The organism is Micromonospora sp. NPDC003816 (assembly GCF_042874705.1).
GTDB lineage: Bacteria > Actinomycetota > Actinomycetes > Mycobacteriales > Micromonosporaceae > Micromonospora.
Map to the genome: position 1 here is coordinate 1 of NZ_JBIANP010000022.1, position 21,303 is coordinate 21,303.

Annotated in this window: 16 protein-coding genes; 9 read left to right on the forward strand and 7 right to left on the reverse strand. The window is 73.7% G+C overall.

The window, feature by feature from the left end; translation table 11 throughout:
• Positions 1-132 precede the first annotated feature (132 nt).
• The gene (gene add, locus ACFYTT_RS30645; protein ID WP_387264441.1) at positions 133-1,122 is read right to left on the reverse strand and encodes an adenosine deaminase; all 990 of its coding nucleotides are present in this window, start codon (positions 1,120-1,122) and stop codon (positions 133-135) included.
• On the reverse strand, positions 1,122-1,931 hold the full coding sequence (locus ACFYTT_RS30650) for a helix-turn-helix transcriptional regulator (RefSeq protein ID WP_387264443.1): 810 nt from the start codon (positions 1,929-1,931) through the stop codon (positions 1,122-1,124). Before ACFYTT_RS30650 ends, add begins: the two co-directional genes overlap by 1 nt.
• A gap of 412 nt (positions 1,932-2,343) precedes the next feature.
• Between ACFYTT_RS30650 and ACFYTT_RS30655 the strand changes: the two genes are divergently transcribed.
• The 9 genes from ACFYTT_RS30655 to ACFYTT_RS30695 are packed head-to-tail and all read left to right on the forward strand — an operon-like array spanning position 2,344 to position 15,241.
• Positions 2,344-3,315, forward strand: coding sequence for a DUF1702 family protein (locus tag ACFYTT_RS30655; RefSeq protein WP_387264445.1), 972 nt, complete (start codon positions 2,344-2,346; stop codon positions 3,313-3,315).
• A 4-nt stretch (positions 3,316-3,319) separates the two neighbouring features.
• On the forward strand, positions 3,320-5,272 hold the full coding sequence (locus ACFYTT_RS30660) for an FG-GAP repeat domain-containing protein (protein WP_387264447.1): 1,953 nt from the start codon (positions 3,320-3,322) through the stop codon (positions 5,270-5,272).
• Positions 5,269-6,240: an enediyne biosynthesis protein gene (locus ACFYTT_RS30665; protein ID WP_387264449.1), complete on the forward strand. Its 972-nt coding sequence runs from the start codon at positions 5,269-5,271 to the stop codon at positions 6,238-6,240. Before ACFYTT_RS30660 ends, ACFYTT_RS30665 begins: the two co-directional genes overlap by 4 nt.
• A 32-nt stretch (positions 6,241-6,272) precedes the next feature.
• The gene (locus ACFYTT_RS30670) at positions 6,273-12,062 is read left to right on the forward strand and encodes an SDR family NAD(P)-dependent oxidoreductase (protein WP_387264451.1); all 5,790 of its coding nucleotides are present in this window, start codon (positions 6,273-6,275) and stop codon (positions 12,060-12,062) included.
• Position 12,063: 1 nt separating this feature from the next.
• Positions 12,064-12,528, forward strand: coding sequence for an acyl-CoA thioesterase (locus ACFYTT_RS30675; protein ID WP_387264453.1), 465 nt, complete (start codon positions 12,064-12,066; stop codon positions 12,526-12,528).
• Positions 12,525-13,088, forward strand: coding sequence for a hypothetical protein (locus tag ACFYTT_RS30680; protein ID WP_387264455.1), 564 nt, complete (start codon positions 12,525-12,527; stop codon positions 13,086-13,088). Before ACFYTT_RS30675 ends, ACFYTT_RS30680 begins: the two co-directional genes overlap by 4 nt.
• A complete protein-coding gene (locus tag ACFYTT_RS30685) occupies positions 13,085-13,783 on the forward strand; it encodes a copper resistance CopC family protein (RefSeq protein ID WP_387264457.1) in 699 nt (232 codons plus the stop codon). Before ACFYTT_RS30680 ends, ACFYTT_RS30685 begins: the two co-directional genes overlap by 4 nt.
• A 26-nt stretch (positions 13,784-13,809) precedes the next feature.
• The gene (locus ACFYTT_RS30690) at positions 13,810-14,670 is read left to right on the forward strand and encodes a class I SAM-dependent methyltransferase (RefSeq protein WP_387264459.1); all 861 of its coding nucleotides are present in this window, start codon (positions 13,810-13,812) and stop codon (positions 14,668-14,670) included.
• Positions 14,671-14,698: 28 nt separating this feature from the next.
• Positions 14,699-15,241 carry an EF-hand domain-containing protein gene (locus ACFYTT_RS30695; RefSeq protein WP_387264461.1) on the forward strand — a complete coding sequence of 181 codons (543 nt, stop codon included), beginning with the start codon at positions 14,699-14,701 and terminating at the stop codon, positions 15,239-15,241.
• A 55-nt stretch (positions 15,242-15,296) separates the two neighbouring features.
• On the opposite strand, the gene ACFYTT_RS30700 is transcribed toward ACFYTT_RS30695, so the two are convergent.
• The 5 genes from ACFYTT_RS30700 to ACFYTT_RS30720 form a co-directional block, all read right to left on the reverse strand.
• The gene (locus tag ACFYTT_RS30700) at positions 15,297-16,640 is read right to left on the reverse strand and encodes a cytochrome P450 (protein ID WP_387264463.1); all 1,344 of its coding nucleotides are present in this window, start codon (positions 16,638-16,640) and stop codon (positions 15,297-15,299) included.
• 86 nt (positions 16,641-16,726) lie between these two features.
• Complete coding sequence (locus ACFYTT_RS30705) at positions 16,727-17,272, reverse strand: pyridoxamine 5'-phosphate oxidase family protein (protein WP_387264465.1); 546 nt, start codon at positions 17,270-17,272, stop codon at positions 16,727-16,729.
• A gap of 222 nt (positions 17,273-17,494) precedes the next feature.
• A complete protein-coding gene (locus ACFYTT_RS30710; protein WP_387264467.1) occupies positions 17,495-19,300 on the reverse strand; it encodes a nucleotide disphospho-sugar-binding domain-containing protein in 1,806 nt (601 codons plus the stop codon).
• Complete coding sequence (locus tag ACFYTT_RS30715; protein WP_387264468.1) at positions 19,297-20,037, reverse strand: class I SAM-dependent methyltransferase; 741 nt, start codon at positions 20,035-20,037, stop codon at positions 19,297-19,299. Before ACFYTT_RS30715 ends, ACFYTT_RS30710 begins: the two co-directional genes overlap by 4 nt.
• An 8-nt stretch (positions 20,038-20,045) precedes the next feature.
• The gene (locus ACFYTT_RS30720; protein WP_387264470.1) at positions 20,046-21,278 is read right to left on the reverse strand and encodes a methyltransferase domain-containing protein; all 1,233 of its coding nucleotides are present in this window, start codon (positions 21,276-21,278) and stop codon (positions 20,046-20,048) included.
• Between the last annotated feature and the right edge of the window lie 25 nt (positions 21,279-21,303).

Below are 21,303 nucleotides of genomic sequence, written 5' to 3' on the forward strand. Positions count from 1 at the left end.
CAACCTGTCCGAGCGGATCCTGTTCAACGAGCTGACCCCCGGTCAGATCGTGGTGGTCGACTGCGAGGGCGACCCGAACGACATCGACAAGTCCACACTCGTCTTCCGAGCAGGCAAGCCGGTGTCGACGGCTCAGCAGTAGGCCCGCCGACCCACCGCCACCAGATGATCACGCGTCGCGTCGTCACAGAGCGCCCCGGCCACCCCGGCGGCGTACGCCCGCTCAGGCCCGAGCCCGAGACGCGCCGCCAACTCGTGCTCACGGCCCAGATCGGTACCGAACATGGCCGGGTCGTCGGTGCCGACCGAGCAGCGCAGGCCTGCGGCGACGAGGCGGGGCAACGGATGCGTCGCCTCGGACTCCACCACCCGGGTCCGCAGGTTCGATGTAGGGCACACGTCCAACACCACACCCCGGTCCCGCAGCTCGGCGAGCAGGTCGTCGTCCTCGCCGGCCCGGATGCCGTGCCGGATCCGGGCCGGCGCCAGCTCCAGAAGGTCGCGTACCGAATCCGGGCCGCCCGCCTCGCCGCCGTGCGGGACGAACGCCAGACCGCCGTCGCGCGCGATCGCCACCGCCCGGGCGAACGTCTTCGCCGGCGCGGCCAGCTCCGGCCCGCCCAGACCGAACCCGACCACGCCCCGGTCCCGGAACCGCACGGCCTGGCGGGCACACTCCTCCGCGTCGGCCGGCGCCAGCTCACGATCCACGTCGGGCGTCAACAACACCCGTACGCCGTGCCGCTCGTACGCCTCGACAGCGCCGTCGGCGTACCCCTCGAAGATGTCCGCCCAGCCGACGCCCCGGCGCACCCGCTCGGCCGGCGAGAAGATGCCCTCCAGGTAGACAGCGCCGTGCGTGGCCGCCTCGGCTGCGTACGCCACCACGACGCGCCGGAAGTCGTCGGCCGTACGCAGGCAGTTGGTGGTCAACACCCAGGTCCGGACAAAGTGGTCGAAGTCGGTGAACTCGTAGAGCTGACGCAGACCCTCGACCGTCTTCGCAGGCAGCCGCTCACCGTTGCGCCGGGCGATGACCAGAAGCGTCTCCGGCCGTACCGTGCCTTCGAAGTGGACGTGCAGCTCGATCTTCGGGGCCGGCCCGGCCCCCGGCGCGGCCATCAGGCGGTTCGGAGCGAACGCCGCTCGGCCGTCACCGGCGTCCGGCCCCGCCAGCCGGCCTGCGACACGCCCAGCAGCCAGCGCAACGGCGTGGCCGAGAGCAACGGCGGATCGGTGACCCGCACCTGCCGCACCGGCACCGTGAGCGTGGACCGCGCGGCGGGCAGGGTGGGCTGGGCGCCGCCCGCCTCGGCCGGTATCCGCAGATCCGCGTCACCGATCAGGAAACTGTCCGGCGTGCCGTCGACGAGCGCCGAGGTGGTGTCCCGGTCCGGGCGCAGCAGCAGCACCCGGGCGCAGTGCTCGCCCGGCGGCACGGTGGCGGGCAACGCGGCCGGCAGTGGGCGCGGCGCGGCCGTCCACCATTCGTTGCGTCCCCCGCCGTGGGGTGCCACCACGGCGAGCAGCAGTCCCGGCAGGTCCACGGTGTCGAGGTGCATCAGCGCCCGGGGCCCCTGGCCGGCGACAATCGCGCGGCTCCGAATCACCGGCAGCAGCGCCGCCACCGGCACGCCCGCCAACTGCCGGGCGAGCTGGCGGAACCGCTCCGGGGGCAGGCTCACCCAGCGCCGGAACTGGGTGGTGAACGTGCCGACGCTGGAGTATCCGACCTGGGCGCTGATCGCCGTGACGGTGAGCGAGGAACGCAGCAGCAGCCGGCGCGCCTCAGCCATCCGCAGTGCCGCCAGGAAACGTGCCGGTGTCATCGAGGTAGCCTGCTTGAACACGCGATGGAAATAGAATGGGCTAAACGGGGCGAGGCGCGCCAGTGTTTCCAGCGGCAACGGCCTGCTGAGCTCTCTATTCATGTGCTCAATCACTCGGACAATGGCGGCATTCCGGCCGTCATGTTCCTTGCAGTCGGCACCTGAAAACTGCCCCATGACCCCTCCATCGCTACCCGGAAACCGTGACCAATAGTGCTGTGTGGCTCTTGAGCGAGTCTTGATTTGCGGCCCACTGGCTGCTCCGGTACCCCTGGCGAGGGTCGATGCGCGTTGGCCGGAGCCGGCACGGGACCAGCTTCCCGGCCTGCACGCGACCGGCTTCACGCGTCCGCCGGGCAGGCATGAGCGGCCCCCTGAGGCAACACAGCAACCTGCGAGAAGACAGTTGCCGAGGCGTTCCGCGAGTATTGGAAGAGCGGACCCACCAATCGAAGAGCTTCTTTGCAGGCGAGCAGGATCCGCGTGCGTACACCCACGGCGAATTGGACTTGCCATGGCCCGAACATTGTTGGCTCTGCGACAACGAATCCTGACTCCTGATGAGCGCGAGGCGTTGTTCGATATACGCGGCTTCCATATCAAGAACGACGCCACGCGGCAGGCCCTGGAAAGCGCCGGGCAGAGTTTCATAGGCGGTTTCGGTGACGCCGCCGGGGCCCCCTCGCCCGGGGCCGCCGAGGAACTGCTGGAACGCCGGGTGGCGCCGCTGCGCGGCTTCGCCTACGAGGGCGCCGCGATGGCGTACGCCCTGATGGACGGTCTGCGACCGGGCGGCGGCCGGGGTCTGGCCCGCTTCCTGGCCGGGCGCGGCGCCGCGCACGTCTACATGGCCCACGTGGGCGTCGGCTGGGCCATGGCCCGGCTGCCCCGCTGGCGCCGGCCGGCGATCCTTCCGCCCGACCCGCTGCTGCGTTGGCTCGCCCTCGACGGCTACGGCTTCCACCAGGCCTACTTCCACACCGGCCGGTACGTCCACGAACAGCACCGCGACCCGGCGCACATCTGGCCGGCGGAGCTGCGGCACTACGCGCCGCACGCGATGGACCAGGGCATCGGCCGGGCTCTGTGGTTCGGCGCCGGCGCCGACCCGGCCGAACTGGTCCGACTGCTTCACAGGTTCCCCGCCGACCGGCACTCCGACCTGTGGAGCGGGGTCGGCCTGGCCGCCAGCTACGCCGGCGGCGCCGATCTGACGGAACTGCGAACGCTGCGGGAGGCGGCCGGCGAGCACCGGGCGGCGCTCGGCCAGGGCGCCGCGTTCGCGGCCAAGGCCCGGATGCGGGCCGGACACGTGCCGACACACACCGCTGTCGCGGTCGGCGCGTTCTGCGTGACCAGCATCGAGCAGGCCGCCGCGATCACCGATGCCGCCCTGACCGATCTGACCGACTCGGCGTCGCTGCCCGCCTTCGCGGTGTGGCGTCAGCGGATCGCCGACCATCTCGTTCTGCTGGGGAGGTGCTGACCGGGTGTCCATGATCCTGGGTTGGGGCCGACGTCATCTCGCCGGGCTGACCGCCCTGCTGCTGATCGTCGGCCTGTTCCTGATCGCCAAGCCGGCCACTGCTACCGACGAGGAACGGCGACGGGTGGCAGCGGGCTACCGGTTCACGCCGCTGTCCATCGCGATCCCGGGTGGCCTGCCGCAGCAGAGCATCCGCCGGGTCAACAAGGAGTACACGCACATCGACGCGTGGATCTCCTCGGTGGGCGCCGGGGTCGCCATGAACGACATCGACGGCGACGGCCTGGCCAACGATCTCTGCGTCACCGACCCACGGATCGACCGGGTGGTGGTCACCCCGACGCCCGGGGAGCGCCAGGAGCGGTACCAACCGTTCGTGCTCGACCCGGCGCCGCTGCCGATGGGGCCGCACATGGCGCCGATGGGCTGCGCGCCCGGCGACTTCAACGAGGACGGCCGCACCGACCTGCTGGTCTACTGGTGGGGCCGGACGCCGGTGATCTTCCTGGCCCGCCCGGACGCCACCGGCCTGTCCGCGGCAGCGTTCCAGCCGGTCGAGATGGTTCCCCGGCCCGCCGCCGCCGACGGCGGGTACACCGGGCCGCTATGGAACACCAACACGGTGAGCGTGGCGGACTTCGACGGCGACGGTCACGAGGACGTGTTCGTCGGCAACTACTTTCCCGACGGCCCGGTGCTCGACCACACGGTCAGCGGCGGCGTGGCGATGAACCGGTCCATGTCGGCCGCATACAACGGCGGGCGCGACCACATCCTGCGCTGGACCGGCGCGACCGCCGGCACCGTCACCTTCGCCGACGTGCCGGACCTGTTCGACGACGACGTCTCCCGCGGCTGGGCCCTCGCGTCGACCGCCACCGACCTCGACGGCGACCTGCTGCCCGAGCTGTACGTGGCGAACGACTTCGGCCCCGACCGGCTGCTGCACAACCGCTCCACGCCGGGCCGGGTACGGCTGGCCCTCGTCGAGGGCGAGGGCAGCCGGCTCACGGTGCCCAAGTCGAAGATCCTCGGACACGACTCCTTCAAGGGCATGGGCGTGGACGTCGGCGACCTGGACGGCGACGGCCTCTACGACATGTACGTCGGCAACATCACCACCTCGTTCGGCATCCAGGAGAGCAACTTCGCCTTCGTCAACCAGGCCCGCGACACCGACGACCTGCGGCAGCGACTCGCCGACGGGCGGGCGCCGTTCGTCGACCGCAGCGCCCCGCTCAACCTCGCCTGGAGCGGCTGGAGCTGGGACGTCAAGATCGCCGACCTGACCAACAGCGGCCGGCCCGACATCGTGCAGACCAGCGGCTTCGTCAAGGGCGAGGTGAACCGGTGGGCGCAGCTCCAGGAGCTGGCCACCGCCAACGACACACTGCTGGAGCACCCCTGGACGTGGCCACGGGTCCGGGAGGGCGACGACCTCGCCGGCAGCCAGCCGCTGCGCCTGCACGCGCGGATGCCCGGCGGCGCCTACGCCGACATCGCCGGCCAGCTCGGCCTGGCGGTGCCGATCCCGACCCGGGGCATCGCGCTCGGCGACGCCGACGGCGACGGCCGTCTGGACATGGCGGTGGCCCGGCAGTGGGACGCGCCGGTGTTCTACCGCAACGACAGCCCCGGCACCGGATCGCAACTGTCCCTGAAGCTGAACCGGCCGCCGGCCGGCGACGCCGTCACGGGTTCCCCGGTGATCGGCGCGGACGTCACCGTCCGCACTGAAGACGGCCGTGTACTGCGCGGCCGGGTCGACGGCGGCAGCGGCCACTCCGGCCGGCGCGGCTTCGAGGTGCACATCGGCCTCGGCGACGTCACCGGGCCGGTCCAGGTCGACCTGGCCTGGCGGGACCGCACCGGCGCGCCCCGCGCGCAGACGGTGACGCTCACCCCCGGCCGGCACGCGCTCACCCTCGGCACCCAGGCACAGGAGGCGAGTTCATGACGAAGCCACGCGACCCCCGAGTGACAGCGCTGCGCCGATTCGCGATCTCGATCAGCGTCCTCAACGTCCTCGGCTACACGGTCCTCGGCTTCGAGCAGCCCGCGCTCTGGCCGGTGTACGCCGTGCTCACCGCGTACGCCGCCGAGCTGCTGCTGGAGGCGGTGGGTGCCCGGGGTGAGGGCCGCGCCCCCCGGTACGCCGGCGGCGTGCGCAACCTGGTCGAGTTCCTCTTCCCCGCGCACATCACCGCGCTGGCGGTGAACATGCTGCTCTACACCAACGATCGGCTGCTGGTGATGCTCTTCGCCGTGCTGGTGGCGATCAGCGGCAAGTGGCTGCTGCGGGCACCGGTCAACGGGCGGCTGCGGCACTTCATGAACCCGTCGAACTTCGGCATCGCGATCGTGCTGCTGCTGTTCCCGTGGGTTTCCATCGCGCCGCCGTACCACTTCACCGAGAATCTCTCCGGCCCCGCCGACTGGGCGATCGTGGCCGTGATCCTCGTCCTGGGCACGATGCTCAACGCGAAGCTCACCCGCAGGATGTGGCTGATCGCCGGCTGGCTGTCGATCTTCGTGGTGCAGTCGGTGGTCCGCGGTCTGGTGCTGGACACGTCGATCGCGGCCGCGCTGGCCACCATGACCGGCACCGCGTTCGTCCTGTTCACCAACTACATGATCACCGATCCGGGCACCACACCGAGCCGGCCCGCCGCCCAGTTCGCGTTCGGTGGCGGCGTGGCGCTGGTGTACGGCGTGCTGACCGGCGCCTCGGTGACGTACGGACTCTTCTTCGCCACCGCGATCGTCTGCCTGGTCCGCGGCAGTTTCCTCTGGTCGCTGCACGCCTCGCGCCGCGAGCAGTGGCGCCGCGAGCGGGACCACCCCGTCTCGCTCGCAACGCCCGGGACACCGGCCACCGCCGGTCCCGTTCCCGCGGACAACGGCAAGCGGCCCGTGCCCGCCTGATCCGCGAATCGCACAACCCCAGGAGTGACGACATGAGCAGAATCGCGGTCGTCGGCATGAGCTGCCGCTACCCGGAAGCCGACTCGGTGGCCGACCTGTGGCGCAACGCCCTCAGCGGACGCCGCGCATTCCGCCGGCTGCCGCCGGAGCGGATGAGCCTGGAGGACTACTGGGACGCCGACCCGGCCACCCCGGACCGGTTCTACAACCGGCACGCCGCCGTCATCGAGGGGTACACGTTCGACCGGATCCGGCACCGGATCGCCGGCAGCACCTACCGTTCCACCGACCTCACCCACTGGCTGGCGCTGGACGTGGCCGGCGAGGCGCTCGCCGACGCCGGCTGGCCGGACGGCGCCGGGCTGCCCCGGGACCGTACCGCCGTGGTGGTCGGCAACACCCTCACCGGCGAGTTCTCCCGCGCTAACGTGCTGCGGCTGCGCTGGCCGTACGTGCGCCGGGTGCTGGCCGCCGGGCTGCGGGAGCAGGGGTGGCCCGACCGGCGGATCGCGGAGTTCCTGGCGGTGACCGAGGAGCGGTACAAGAGCCCGTTCCCGCCGATCGACGAGGACACGCTCGCCGGTGGCCTCTCGAACACCATCGCCGGGCGGATCTGCAACCACTTCGACCTCGGCGGTGGCGGCTGGACAGTGGACGCCGCCTGCGCCTCCAGCCTGCTGTCTGTGGTCACCGCCGCGCGAGCCCTGGCCGACGGCGAGCTCGACGTGGCGGTAGCGGGCGGGGTGGACCTGTCCATCGACCCGTTCGAGATGGTCGGCTTCGCCAAGGCCGGCGCGCTGGCCCGCGACGAGATGCGGGTGTACGACGAGCGGTCGCAGGGCTTCTGGCCGGGCGAGGGCTGCGGCATGGTCGTGCTGATGCGCCACGACGACGCGGTGGCGCAGGGGCGCGTCGTGCACGCGACGATCGCCGGCTGGGGCGTCTCCTCGGACGGGCGCGGCGGCATGACCCGGCCCGAGGCGCAGGGCTACCGGCTGGCGCTGGACCGGGCATACCACCGGGCCGGCTTCGGCATCGGCACGGTCCCCCTCTTCGAGGGGCACGGTACCGGCACCGCCGTCGGCGACGCCACCGAGCTGCGGGCCCTCTCCGCCGCCCGGCGCGACGCCGGGGCCACCGCTCCGGCCGCCATCGGCTCGATCAAGGCGCTCATCGGGCACACCAAGGCCGCCGCCGGGGTGGCCGGGCTGATCAAGGCGACGATGGCGTTGCGGCACGCCATCGTCCCGCCCACCGCCGGGTGCGCCCGTCCCCGCCCGGAGCTGACCGCCGCGGACCGTACACTGCGCGCTGCGCCGGTGGCCGAGCCGTGGCCGGACGGTGCGCCGCTGCGCGCCGGGATCACCGCGATGGGCTTCGGCGGGATCAACACCCACCTGGTGCTGGAGGCCGGCCCGTCCGCCGTGCCGGAACGTGTCCGGCGGAAGCAGCTGCGGCTGGCCCGGCACACCCAGGACGCCGAGCTGCTGCTGCTCGACGCGGCCGACCCGGTGGCGCTACGGGAACGGGTGGCCGCGCTGCTGGATCCGCTGGCCCGGCTGTCGTACGGCGAGCTGACCGACCTGGCCGGTGCCCTGGCCAGTGAGGTATGCGGCCGGCCGATGCGGCTGGCGGTGGTCGCCGCCTCCCCCGCCGAGGCCGTGGACCGGTTCGAGCGTGCCCTGGCGGCGCTCGACCGGGGCGAGGAGGAGTTGTTCGCCGACGGGCTGGCGTTACGGCGCACGTTGCGGCCGGCCCGGCTCGGGTTCCTCTTCCCCGGTCAGGGCTCCGGCCGCAGCGTCGACGGCGGCGCGCTGGCTCGGCGCTTCCCGGCCGCCGCCGAGGTGCATCGCCTGGCGGCACTGCCCGCCGACGCGGACCCCGTGGCCACCGAGGTGGCCCAGCCGCGCATCGCCGCGGGTTCCCTGGCCGGTCTGCGGGTGCTCACCGAACTGGGAGTCGAGGCACGAGTGGCGGTCGGGCACAGCCTCGGCGAGATCACCGCGCTGCACTGGGCCGGCACCGTCGACGCGGAGGCGCTGCTGCGGATCGCCGCGGCGCGCGGCGCGGTCATGGCCGGCTGCCGGGAACCGGGGACCATGGCCGGCATCGCCGCCGACGACACCGTCACCGCCCGGCTAATCGGCGCCGAACCGGTGGTCGTGGCCGGCTACAACGGGCCCCGGCAGACGGTGGTCGCCGGCCCGTCCGACGCGGTCCGGCGGGTGTGCGAGCGGGCCACCGAGGCCGGTGCGCACGGGGCACACCTGGCCGTCTCGCACGCGTTCCACTCCCCGCTGATGGCGTCGGCCGCCCGCGAGTTCGGCGACTGGCTGGAAGGGGTCCGCCTGGCCCCGCCGCGCCTGCCGGTGGTCTCCACGGTCACCGGCGCGGAGCTGACCTCCGGCACCGACCTGGCGGCGCTGCTGCGCCGGCAGATCACCGAGCCGGTGCGCTTCGCCGCGGCGGTCACCGAAGCCGGCCGACGGGTGGACGCGCTGGTCGAGGTCGGTCCCGGCCAGGTGCTCACCCGAATGGCCCGGGAACTGGTCGACGTGCCGGTGTTCGCCACCGGCACGGACGCGCCGACGCTCGCCGGGTTCCTCGGCGCTGTCGGCGCGCTCTGGACGCTGGGCGCGCCCGTCGACCACGCCGCCCTGGTCAGTGACCGTCCGATCCGTCCGCTCGACCTGGCCGTGCGGCGGCGCTTCTTCGCCAACCCGTGCGAGGCCGCGCCCGCTGTGGTGGTGGCGTCCCCCGCCGGAGCCTCCCCGGAGGCTGCGGGCCGACCGGCGCCCGGTGACGCCGGGCGACAGGCGACCGGCGACGAGGCGGCCCCGGCGGGCGGCGGACCGGCGGCCGATCCGCTGGCCGTGCTGCGCCGGCTGGCCGCGTCCCGCGCGGAGCTGCCGGCCGAGAGCGTCGGCGCGGACACCCGGCTGCTCGACGGCCTGCACCTCAGCTCGATCGCGGTGGGGCAGCTGGTGAACGAGGCCGCCCGGGAACTGGGCCTGCCGGCGGTACAGGCGCCGACGAACTTCGCCACCGCGACGCTGCGGGAGATCGCCGACGCGCTGCGCGAGTTGGACCCGGCCGCCCCGCCGGCCGAGCACCGGGTGGACGGCGTCGCCCCGTGGGTGCGCGGCTTCACCGTCGAGCTGGTCGAGGAACCGGTGGAGCGGGTCGCCGCCGGTCCTGGCGGCCCGGGTGGCTGGCGGCTGTACGCGCCGGCCGGGCACCCGTACGCGGAGGCGCTGCGCGACGCGCTCACCGGTGCGGGCGTCGGCGGCGGCGTGCTGCTCTGCCCGGGCGAGGAGGTGGACCTGGACCTCGCGTTGCGCGCCATCCAGGCGGCGGTGGCGCAACCGCCGGGCAGCCGCCTGGTGGTAGTCCAGCACGGCCGGGGCGTAGCCGGGCTGGCCCGAACCGCCCGACTGGAGGGCGCGGGCCTGCACGTGACGCTGGTCGAGGCGGCCCCCGACGGCGACCTGGTGGACCGGGTGGTGCGCGAGGTGGCGGCCACCGACGGGTACGCCGAGTCGCACCTCGGCCCGGACGGCGGGCGACGGGTTCCCCTGTTGCGGCCGCTGCCGCCGCCCGGCCCGGCGCGCCAGGGTCCGGCCGATCCGCCGCTGCGGCCGGACGACGTCCTGCTGGTGACCGGCGGCGGGAAGGGCATCACCGCCGAGTGCGCGCTCGCCCTGGCCCGGGATACCGGGGCGCGGCTGGCCCTGCTCGGCCGGGCCGACCCGGCCGCGGACCCGGAGCTGGCCGCGAACCTGACCCGGATGCGGGAGGCCGGGGTACGCCTACGGTACGTACGCGCCGACGTCACCGACCCGGAGGCGGTACGCGCCGCCGTGGCGTACGTGCGCGAGCACCTGGGTCCGGTCGCCGGGGTCCTGCACGGCGCCGGGGTCAACCGGCCGGCCGCCCTCGGCGCGCTGGACCTGGACACCCTGCGCGCCACGCTCGCGCCGAAGGTGGACGGCCTGGCGCACGTCCTCGCCGCGGTCGAGCCGGACGAGTTGCGGCTGCTGGTGACGTTCGGCAGCGTGATCGGGCGCGGCGGCCTGCCCGGGGAGGCGCACTACGCGCTGGCGAACAACTGGCTGGCCCGGCTTACCGCCGAGGCCGGGCGGCGTTCTCCCGGATGCCGCACGGTTTGTCTGGAGTGGTCGGTCTGGTCCGGCGTCGGCATGGGTGAACGGCTCTCCGCTGTCGAGTCGCTGCTGCGGGCCGGCATCACCCCGATCCCACCGGACGAGGGCGTCCGCCTGCTGCGCCAGGTGCTGGCGCTGCCCCGGCTGCCCGCCTTGGTGGTGGTCACCGGCCGCACCGACGGGCTGGACACGCTGCGCCACGAGCGGCGGGAACTGCCGCTGCTGCGCTTCCTGGAACGCCCGCTGGTGCAGTACGACGGCGTGGAGCTGGTGGTCGAGGCGGACCTGTCGGCCGAGAGCGACCCGTACCTCGCCGAGCACGACCTGGACGGCAACCTCCTACTGCCCGCGGTGCTCGGCATGGAGTCGATGGCGCAGGTGGCCACCGCGCTCGCCGGCGCCACCGGCGTGCCGGTGCTGACCGGGGTCAGCTTCCCCCGGCCCGTGGTGGTGGCCCGCGGCGGGCGCGTCACCGTCCGGATCGCCGCGGTGCAGGCCGAGGCGGGCGTGGTGGAAGTGGCGATCCGCAGCGACGAGACGGGCTTCGCGGTCGACCACTTCAGGGGCACCGTCCGCTTCGAGCCAGACGAGAGCGACCGGGAGGCGCCGGGCGTGACCAGCGGGCTGCCGCCGGTGCCGCTGGATCCGGGCCGGCACCTCTACGGTGACCTGCTCTTCCAGGGCGACCGGTTCCGCCGGCTGGTGCGCTACCACCGCGTCGCGTCCCGGCGGGCCGAGGCGGACGTCGCCACCACCGAGGACCTGCGCTGGTTCCACGCGTTCCTGCCGCAGCGGTTGCTGCTCGGCGACGCGGGCGCGCGGGACGCCTTCCTGCACGGCATCCAGGTCTGCGTCCCGGACGCGACGCTGCTGCCGGTCGCGGTGGACCGCGTGGAGCCGGCCGGGCCGAAGCTCGCCGCCACCGAGCAGGTCCGCTTCGTGGCGGTGGAGCGGGAGCACCGCGACGACACCTACCGGTACGACGTGACAGTCCTCGGCGCGGCCGGGACGGTGGTGGAACGCTGGCTCGGTCTGCGCCTGCGCGCGGTGCGCCACCGCCCGGCCGCCCTGCCGTGGCCGCCGGCGCTGCTCGGACCGGCGCTGGAGCGGCGGCTGGGCCGGCTGCTCGACGCCGACCTGGCGGTGGTGGTGGAACCGCGTCCGGACCGGACCGGCGGAGCGCGCCGGGAGGTCACCACCGTCGCCGTCGGACGGGCGGTGGGACGGTCTGTGCGGCTGCGGTACCGGCCTGACGGGCGGCCCGAGGAGGTCAACGGCCGGCACGTCTCCGCCGCCCACAGCGAGGTCGCCAGCCTGCTGGTGGCCGGCGCCGGGCCGCTCGCCTGCGACCTGGAGGTGGTCCGGCCCCGGCCCGCCGAGGTGTGGGCCGACCTGCTCGGCCGGCACGCCGGGCTGGCCGGGCAGATCGCCGCCGACCTCGGCGAGGACGCCGACGTCGCCGCCACCCGGGTCTGGTGCGCCAAGGAGTGCCTGGTCAAGGCGGGGCTGCCGGTGGACGCCCCGCTCACTGTGGCCGGCGGCGACGGCGAGTGGGTGCTGGTGCGCAGCGGCCGGGTCACGGTGGCCACCGGCCCGGTCCGTCTGACCGGCGAGCCACAGCCGGTGGTCGTCGCCGTCCTCACCGCGACGGGGGTATGACATGTCCGCCTGGTACGAGTACCGCCACGTGGTCGGGTTCGAGGAGACGAACCTCGTCGGCAACGTCTACTACGTCAACTACCTGCGCTGGCAGGGCCGCTGCCGGGAGATGTTCCTGCACGAACGCGCCCCGGCGGTGGTTGACGACCTGCGCGCCGGACTGAAGCTGTTCACGCTGCGGGTGGACTGCGAGTACCTCGCCGAACTCGACGCCTTCGACGAGCTGCGCATCCGGATGAGCCTGACCGAGCTGACCCAGACGCAGCTCGGCCTGGCCTTCGACTACCTGCGCGACGGCCCGGGCGGGCTGGTACCGGTGGCTCGGGGCCACCAGCGGATCGCCTGCATGCGGGAGGTCGCCGGGCAGGTGTTGCCGACCCGCGTGCCGGCGCCGCTGGTGCGGGCGCTGGCGCCGTACCGGGCGGCCGCCGGCACATCCCAACCGCTCCTGAAGGAGGCTCAGTGACACTCTCGGAGAAGCGCGACACCGGCGCTTCGCGGCTCGATCTGAACGGCAGCCGACACCGGGCGGCCCTGCAGATCTTCCTCGTCGTCGTCATCGCCCACTGGGCCGAGCACCTGACGCAGGCCGCGCAGATCTGGGTGTTCGGCTGGTCCCGGCCGGAGGCCCGGGGCGTGCTCGGCATGCCGTTCCCGTGGCTGGTGGAAAGCGAATGGCTGCACTACGGGTACGCCGTGGTCATGCTCGCCGGTTTCTGGATGCTGCGCGGCGGCTTCGTCGGCCGCGCCCGTGCCTGGTGGACGGCGGCGCTGCTGATCCAGGTGTGGCACCACCTGGAGCACCTGCTGCTGCTGGTGCAGTCGCTGACCGGCAGCAACCTGGCCGGACAGCCGGTGCCGACGAGCCTGCTGCAACTGGTGGCGCCCCGGGTGGAGCTGCACCTGTTCTACAACGCGGTGGTGTTCCTGCCGATGGTGGTGGCGATGTACCTGCACCGCACGCCGCTCGCCGACGAACTGGCCCGGATGCGGTGCAGTTGCCGCCGGGTGGCCGAAGTCCGGTGAGGCGCGGGCCGGGGCTGAGATGGCTGGCGGCGGGACTGCTCACGCTGCTCGCGCTCGGCCTGGCCGGGCTGGCCCTGGCGGCGCAACTGCGGCCGGCGCGGTTGGTGACCACCGACCCGCCGGCCGGTGCCCGGCTGACCACGGCACCGGCGGCGGTGACGCTCACCTTCAACGGCCCGCTCGACGCCGAGCGGACCCATGTCTGGCTGATCGGCCCGGGCGGCGCGTTCGGCGCGACGGGCGCGCCGCGCTACCGCGACAACAGCGTCGAGGTGCCGGTGACGGTACTGGGAGACGGGCGCTATCGGGTCGGCTACCACGCCCAGCTCGCCACCGGGCAGACCGCCACCGGCGGGGTTCCGTTCACCGTCGCCGCCGGGCTCGGCGCGCCGCCGCAGGCCACCGCGGCCGCGTCCCCGCCGGCCACCGCGCCGCCGGACGGGTCTGCCGGGGCCGGCCACCACGGGGGTACCGGCGGAACGACCGGCCTGGCCCTGTTGCTGGTGCCGGTGGTCACCGGAGCGGTCCTGCTCGTGCTGATGGCGCGGGGACGCCGTGACCGGCTCGCCGGTGGCCCGCACGGCTCGTCGGCTGGTCCCGGGACGGGCAGGCGACAGCGGGCCTGGATGCTGCGTGAGCCCGAGGACCCCGGCGACCGGCCCGCCGACCGCGAACCGGCCCGGCCGGGCGGGTGACCTGACGGACCACAGGAGGAGGAGCGATGCCCGTATCGACAGATGCCGCCGCCGTGAAAGCCGAACAGCGGCGGACCTGGGACGCCGTCAGCGACGGTTGGGCCCGCGAGTGGGAGACGTTCGAGCGGGGCGGCGCGGCGCTCACCGCGCGGCTGCTGGCCCTGGGTGGCGTACGGCCGGGGCACCGCGTCCTAGACGTCGCGACCGGTCCGGGGGAGCCGGCGCTCAGCGCCGCCGAGGCCGTCAGCCCGGCCGGCACCGTCACCGGCGTCGACCTCTCCCCCGCCATGCTCGCCGTGGCCCGCCGCCGGGCCGAGAGCCGGCGCAACGTAAACTTCCTCGTCGCCGACCTGGAGACGGTGGAGCTACCGCCGCACGCGTTCGACGTGGTGCTCAGCCGGCTCGGCCTGATGTTCGCCGTCGACCCCGGCGCCGCGTTCCGCCGGATCGCCCGGCTGCTCGTCCCGGGCGGCGTGCTCGCTGCGGCGGTGTGGGCGCCACCGCCGCAGGTGCCGCTGATGTCGCTCGGGTACGGCGTACTCGCGCGCCGGCTGGACCTGCCGTCGGGGCCACCGGACGCCCCCGGCCCGTACCGCCTCTGCGATCCGGCGGCGCTGACGGCCGGGCTGACCGAAGCCGGCCTGCGGGAGGTGACGGTCGAGGAGTACCCGGTCCCGTTCCGGTTCCACGACCCGGCCGAGTACGCGCGGTTCACCCGGGCGGTGGCCCCGCCTCCGGTTCGCCGCCGGGTCGACGCGCTCGACCCGGCCGGGCGGGACGCGCTCTGGGCGGAGGTGGCCGCCGCCGCCGAGGGACGCGCCGGCCCGGACGGCCTGGTCGACCTGACCTCGACCGCGCTCACCGTCCGCGCGGTCGCACCGGCCTGACCCCATCCATCGCCACGAAAGGACCGAGATGACCACCGAACTGCAACGCCGCAAGCTGGAAAAGGTCTTCGACTCGTACGACGCCGACGGGGACGGCGTCATCGACGGACTGGACATCACCGCGATGGCCCAGATCTGGTGCGACACGTACGGCGTCGCGCCGTACTCGCCGGGCTGGCGGCGGATCCACGGCGCGGCGGCCCGGATGTGGCGCGGGATGCGCGGCAGCGACGGGCCCGACGGTGAGAAGCGGGTCACGGTCTCCGAGTGGGTGGCGTGGGCCGACAAGCCGGGGTTCCCGGATTTCGTGACGAACGCGGCGGTGCCGTTCAGCCTGGCCGTGTTCGACGTGGCCGACGCGGACCGGGACGGGCGCATCAACCACGCGGAGATGTTCGCGGCGCAGAGCAAAAGCGGCATGCGCTCGGAGGACACGCAGCGGATCTTCGACCGGCTCGACACCGACCGGGACGGCTACCTCACCAGCGAGGAGTACGGCCGGGCGGCACACGAGTTCTACCTCAGCGCCGACCCGGACGCGCCGGGCAACGTGATCGCCGGGGAGCTCTGAGCGGCCGGACGCCCGGCCGCCGGTCCGTGTGGGCCGGTGGCCGGGCGTCAGCCGTTCAGCGGGTACGGCGGCGCGCGGTCATCGGCAGCGCGTCGACGGGCATGGTCATGGCCGGCACGGGCTTCGGCTCGTGGCCGGGCACCGGCTCCAGCCGCCAGCGGGCGGCGATGCTGGCCAGCGAGACGATCATCTCGGTCCAGGCGAACTGGTCGCCGATGCAGCCGTGCACGCCGGTGGCGAACGGCATGAACGCGCCGCGGGGCAGCACCCGGGCCCGTTCCGGCAGCCAACGGTCCGGGTCGAAGCGCCCGGGCTCGGGATAGATGCGCGGGTTGTGGTGCACGGCGTGGAAGCTGTAGAGCACGTCCGAGCCGGCCGGGATCAGGTAGCCGCCCAGTTCGGCGTCGCGGGCGGTGACCCGGTTGTTGAACAGGCCCTGGGTGCGCAGCCGCAGCGTCTCGGAGAGCACCTGGCGGGTGTACTCCAGCGCCGACACGTCGGCGTAGCCGGCGGACCGTCCGTCGAGCACCCGGTCGACCTCGGCGTGCAGCCGCCGCTGCACCTCGGGGTCCGCGCCGACGTGGTGCAGCGCCCAGCAGAGCGTGTTGGCGATGGTGTTGCTGCCGGCGATGAAGAACGTCATCACCTCGTCGTGGACCTGCTCGTCACTCATCGCGGGACGACCGTCCTCGTCGTGGGCGAAGAGCATCATCGACAGCAGGTCGCCGTGCTCGGTGCCGGCCGCGCGGTACTCGGCGATGACCCGGCGGATGGTGGACCGCAGGTAGTCGGCCGCGGCGTCGTAGTCGCGGTTGGCCCGGGTGGGCAGGCGGGTCAGCACGCCCGTCACGTCGGTGATCCGGCGGAACAGTCCGCCCAGCACGGTGGTGGTCGCGGCCATGAACCGGGCGCGGTCCAGGCGCCGGTCACCGGCGAAGACGACTTCGACGACATTGGTGAGGGCCAGCTCGTCCATCTCCTTCTCGACCGCGAGACGCTGGCCGTCGCGCCAGGAGTCGAGCTTGCCGGCGACCGTCCGGCTCATCAGCTCGGTGTAGTGGATGACCTTGTTGCGATGAAAGGCGGGCTGGATGAGCGCCCGCTGCCGGCGGTGGAACTCGCCCTCGGAGATGCCCAGGCCGTTGCCGAACATGGACCGGAAGCGGTCGGTCATCGGGCCGCCCCGGACGAAGGTGTCGCCGTCGCGCAGCAGCTCCCGCATCAGGGTCGGGTCGTTGACCACGTACGCCGGGCGCTTGCCGAGCGCGATAGTGACGACCGGCTCCCCGGACTGGAGTTCGAGCAGGAACTCGGCGGGTCGTCGTTTCATCTGCAGGCCGTGCCCGAGCACGGGCAGACGGCCGGGCGCCGACGCGGGTGTGCGCAAAGTGGTGGTCATGGTGCGTTCCCTCGGTGTCGGGCCGCGCGGCTCGCCGCGCCGGCGGTGCCGGGCCGGCCCGTCGTGCGGCGGCGGCCCGGTCGGGATCAGCGGGAGAGCAGCGCGCCGGTAGACGCGGGCCGCCCGGCGGCGTGCCAGACCCGCGACGAACCGATGGTCTGGCCGTTGGCCAGGTCCTGCAGGGTGATCTGGACCCGCCAGGGGTCGAACTGGAGAACCTCGAAGCCGGCGTCGGCGGGGCCGTCGGGCCAGACCGCGCACGGGTCGAAGCCACGCTGGGTCGCCTCGGCGGCGACCATGTCCCAGACGTGGCGTTTGGTGTCGCCCGGCTCCAGCCAGGTGGCGCGGCAGTCGACGAAGACGGCGTCGTGCGCGGGGGTCCAGTAGCTGCACGAGACGTACGGGCTGCGGGCCAGGTGGGCGGTCTTGACCGGGGTGCGGGTGGTGCTGACCCAGCCGGCCGGGCCGGCGTCGCCGATCTCCCAGGAGACGTGCATGATCCGGCTGCGCGGCCGGCCGCGTCCATCCACAGTGGCAACCGCGCACCAACCGATCTCTGTGGTGAGCCGCAGGAAGTCGTCACGGAGGTCGGCGAAGTCGCCGACCGGGGTGCTGAACGTGGAAGGCTCCATGCCGCGATGGTAGATCCCCGCGAGCGCAGTTTGCTATATGATTATCAATTCTTGCGGTGCCCCCTTTTTCGGAACGTCACCAGGCCCTCAGGATCCGGTCTCCTGTCCCGACCAGCCGGTGCTGCCGGTGCCGACCTGCACCAACCCGCACGGCATCGCGCTGCGCGAGAACCTGCAACCGCAATCGCGGAGACCGTACGCGGCGCGCCCGGACCGCCGGGCTCACGCCGGAGCGGCCAGCCGGGGCACCACCTCGGCCGGGGACGGCAGCGCCGCGATCTCGGCCCGCACCTCGCCGGTCACCCGGCCCAGCTCCGTGTCCGTGAGCAGCCGGCCGATCGCGGCGGCGTCCAGCTCGTCCACCGAGTCCAGCACGTGCGCCAGCCCTCGGGCGCGCAGCAGCTCGCCGGTGACCAGTTCGTCCGGCGAGCCGGGCAGCACCAGCTGGCGGACGCCGAGCGCGGCGCAGGTCAGCGTCGTGCCGTCCCCACCATGGTGGATCGCGGCGGCGCAGCCGCGCAGCAACTGGTTCAGCGGCACCCAGCCGGTGGTACGCACGTTCGGCGGCAGGTCGGCCGGAGCGGCCGACTCCCCGATCGCCAGCACGAACTCGGCGTCCAGCCCGGGAGCGGCGGCGAGCACCCGCGCGATGCCGGCGACGAACCGGTCCGGCCCGCCGAGCGTGCCGAAGGTGACAGCGATCCGGGGCCGGGCGACCGGCTCCCGCAACCACTCGGGCAGGACCCCGCCGCCGTTGTACGGCACGTACCGCATGGAGATCTCGGCCGGCCCGCCCTCGACCAGGCTGGGCGGTGCGATGTCGACGGTCCGGATGCCCTCGGGCAGCGTCACCCCGTGCCGGCGCATCGCCACCGCGCCGGGCAGCTCGCGCAGCAGGTCAGGGGTGAACCGGGCCAGCCCGAGGCTGTGCGCCACCGCCGGCACTTTCAGCCGGGCGGCGACGACCGGGCCGACCGCGAAGATCGGGTCGTACACGACCAGGTCCGGCTGGACCCATTCGCCGAGCGCGACGTGGGCGTCCACGAACGGGTCCCAGGCCGCGACGATGTACGGCTTGCGTTCCTCCATCCCACCGATCGGGTCGGCGCCGATGGGCTCGAAGAGGCGCGGCACGTCTCGGACGAACTGCGCCTGCATGTCCGAGGTGGTCCGCCCAGGCACGGCGTCCAGGACCGGCAGCCCGGCCCGGGCCACCGCCAACGCGTCACCGGCGGTGACGAAGACGACCTCGTGCCCGGCTGCACGGAACGCCCACCCGAGCGGTACCAGCGGGAACGCGTGGCCGATGGCTGGGCCCGGCATGAACAGTACGCGCATGACTCCTGCCCTCCCTATCACGGAGGCGGCACGGCCGACGCCGAACCGCCGAGCCGGTGACGCCGGTCGCGCCACCTGTCGATTCGCCGCCCGGACCGGCGCTACGACGCCCGTTGACGCGGCGGCACACCGCCGTCGGCTCCCCGTCGCCGGAGTGCCGGAGCAGCTCGTCGTGCCAGACGTCGGTGACCGCCGTGCGCAGGTCGCGGCGGGGCCGCCGGCCGAGCGTCGCCGCGCGGGAAGCCCCGGCCCGAACACGTTCACCAGGCACAGCACCACCGCGTCGACGTCACCGGCGTCGGCCGCCGCCAGCACGGCGAGCTTCGCCCGGCCGTACGCGGTGTCCGGCGTGGGCGTACGGCGCGGATCGGCCGGCTGCGGGCCGAATTCCCGCACCGAGCCGAGATGGACCAGCCGGGTGCAGCACTCGGCCGTCCGGCCCGGGTCCAGTCCCCAACTACTGCCGGTGGAGTCGACCACGGCGACCGGGTCCTCGGCGTCCAGGAGCCACGCCAGCGTGCCCGGGTCGGTGCCGCCGAGGTCGAGCGCGGTGAACCGGTGCCGAAGCGGGCTGGCCGGGGCGCGGCGGGCCACAGGGAGCACGTCGCGGCCGACGAAGGCGTCCGCGACGTGACGGCCGACGAATTCGGTGCCGCCCAGCACGACCGCGCGTGGCCGGCCGCCGGTCACCGGGCACCCGCGGGCCGGGCGATCCACAGACCCCACCGGAACGGCGACGCCGTGACATGCGCGGCGGCGAGCCCGGCCCGGGCGAACGCGGCGGCGAAGTGCTCCGGCCGGAACAGCGTCAGCTCGGTCGTCGCGGTGTCGTGCCAGATGCCCGCCTCCGGGTCGGCGTACGCCTGGTGCACAGTCATCCGGATCCGGTCGCGTGCGCCGTCGAGCCACGTCGAGTGGGACAGCCGGACCACCACCCGGTCCTGCTCCTGCACCATGTCGCGGGCCACGTAGCCGGGGACGAACGTCTCCGGCGTGTACCAGGGCTCGACCGCCAGCACGCCGCCCGGCGTCAGGTGGGCGGCCAGCCGTGCCACGGTCCGGTCCAGTTCGTCGGCGCCGCGCAGGTGCGGCACCGCGAAGAGACAGACCACCACGTCGAAGGTGGCGGCCAGGTCCAGCTCGCGCATGTCGCCCTCGTGCAGGGCCACGCCCAGCACCCGGGCGCCGGCCCGGGCGAGCATCTCCGTGGACAGGTCCACGCCGGTCACCGGCGCGAAGTGGGTCCGCAGGTGTTCCAGGTGCAGCCCGGTTCCGCAGGCCACGTCGAGCAGCGAGGCGGCGGCCGGGTTCCGGCGCCGGACCAGCCGGGCAAGCGTGGCGGCCTCGGCGGTGTGGTCGCGGCCCCGGTGCCGTATCACCAGGTCGTAAATCTCCGGGAATCTGGCGCGGTAGAAGCCTCGCGCCACCGATGCCGTCACCGTACGCGCACGGTGGGCACGTAGTGGATCCACCAGCCTCCGGCAGCCCGGAAGCCGGTCTCCTTCGCCATGATCTCGTCGGCGTGGTTCCAGGCGAAGAGCACCGCGTAGTCCGGGTACGGGTCGGAGAAGGCGTCGGGCGGGCGGACCGGGATGTGCGCGCCCGGGGTCAGCCGGCCCTGCTTGGTCGGGGTGGTGTCGCAGACGTACGAGATCAGCTCCGGCCCGAGTCCGCAGTAGTTGGTGACGGTGGCGCTCTTCGCGGTGGCCCCGTAGGCGGCGACTGTCCGGCCTTCCTCCTTGAGTGAGCGCAGCAGCGCCACCAGATCGGCCCGGCTACGCGCGACGGCGGCGGCGAACCGGCGCAGCGCCTCCACCCCGGTCACGCCCTGCTCCCGTTCCTGGCGCACCAGGTCGGCGACGGCGGGGGACGGGGTACGCGCACCGGTGTGGGCGAGCGTGTAGCGCACCTCGCCGCCGTGCACGGGCAGCCGGCGTACGTCGACCAACTCCAGCCCGAAGCGGGCTGCGGCGGCCTTCACCGAGTGGGCGGTGAAGTAGTAGAAATGCTCGTCGTAGATCTGGTCGAAGGCGGTCCGGGCGAGGATGTCGCCGAGGTACGGGTCCTCGAAGACGAAGACGCCGCCGGGGGCGAGCAGCAGCCGCGCGCCGCGCAGCACCGAGTCCAGGTAGGGCAGGTGGCAGATCGTGTTGGCGGCGTAGATGACGTCGGCCGTCCCGTCGGCGGCGAGCACGTCGGCGGCGGTTCTCTCCTCGAAGAAGTCGGTACGCACCCGTACGCCCTGCCGGCGGGCGAGTTCGGCCACGCCGGTGGACGGCTCGAAGCCGAGGTGGCGTACGCCGGCCGCGGCCACGGTCCGCAGCATCACCCCATCGTTGCTGCCCAGCTCGACGCAGAACGCGCCGGGCCGGGTCAGCTCGGTGGCGAGCAGTTCCCGCCCGGTGCCGATGAAGTGCGCGCGCATCACCGACGACAGCGACGAGCGGTACGGATAGTCGTGGTGGAACATCCGCTCGCGCGGCACCTCCTCGACGAGCTGGACCATCGTGCAGGCGGCGCACCGGCCCACCGCAAGGCGGTAGAAGAACTCGTCGTCGAGGTCGGCCGGGCGGGGGAACGCGTCGGAGAGGGGCTGGCGGCCGAGGTCGAGCATCTCGGTCACCGGGCCGCCGCAGATCCGGCAGCCGGTGACGGCGGGGGCGGTCATCTGCCTTCTCCTTCCGAACGCCGGT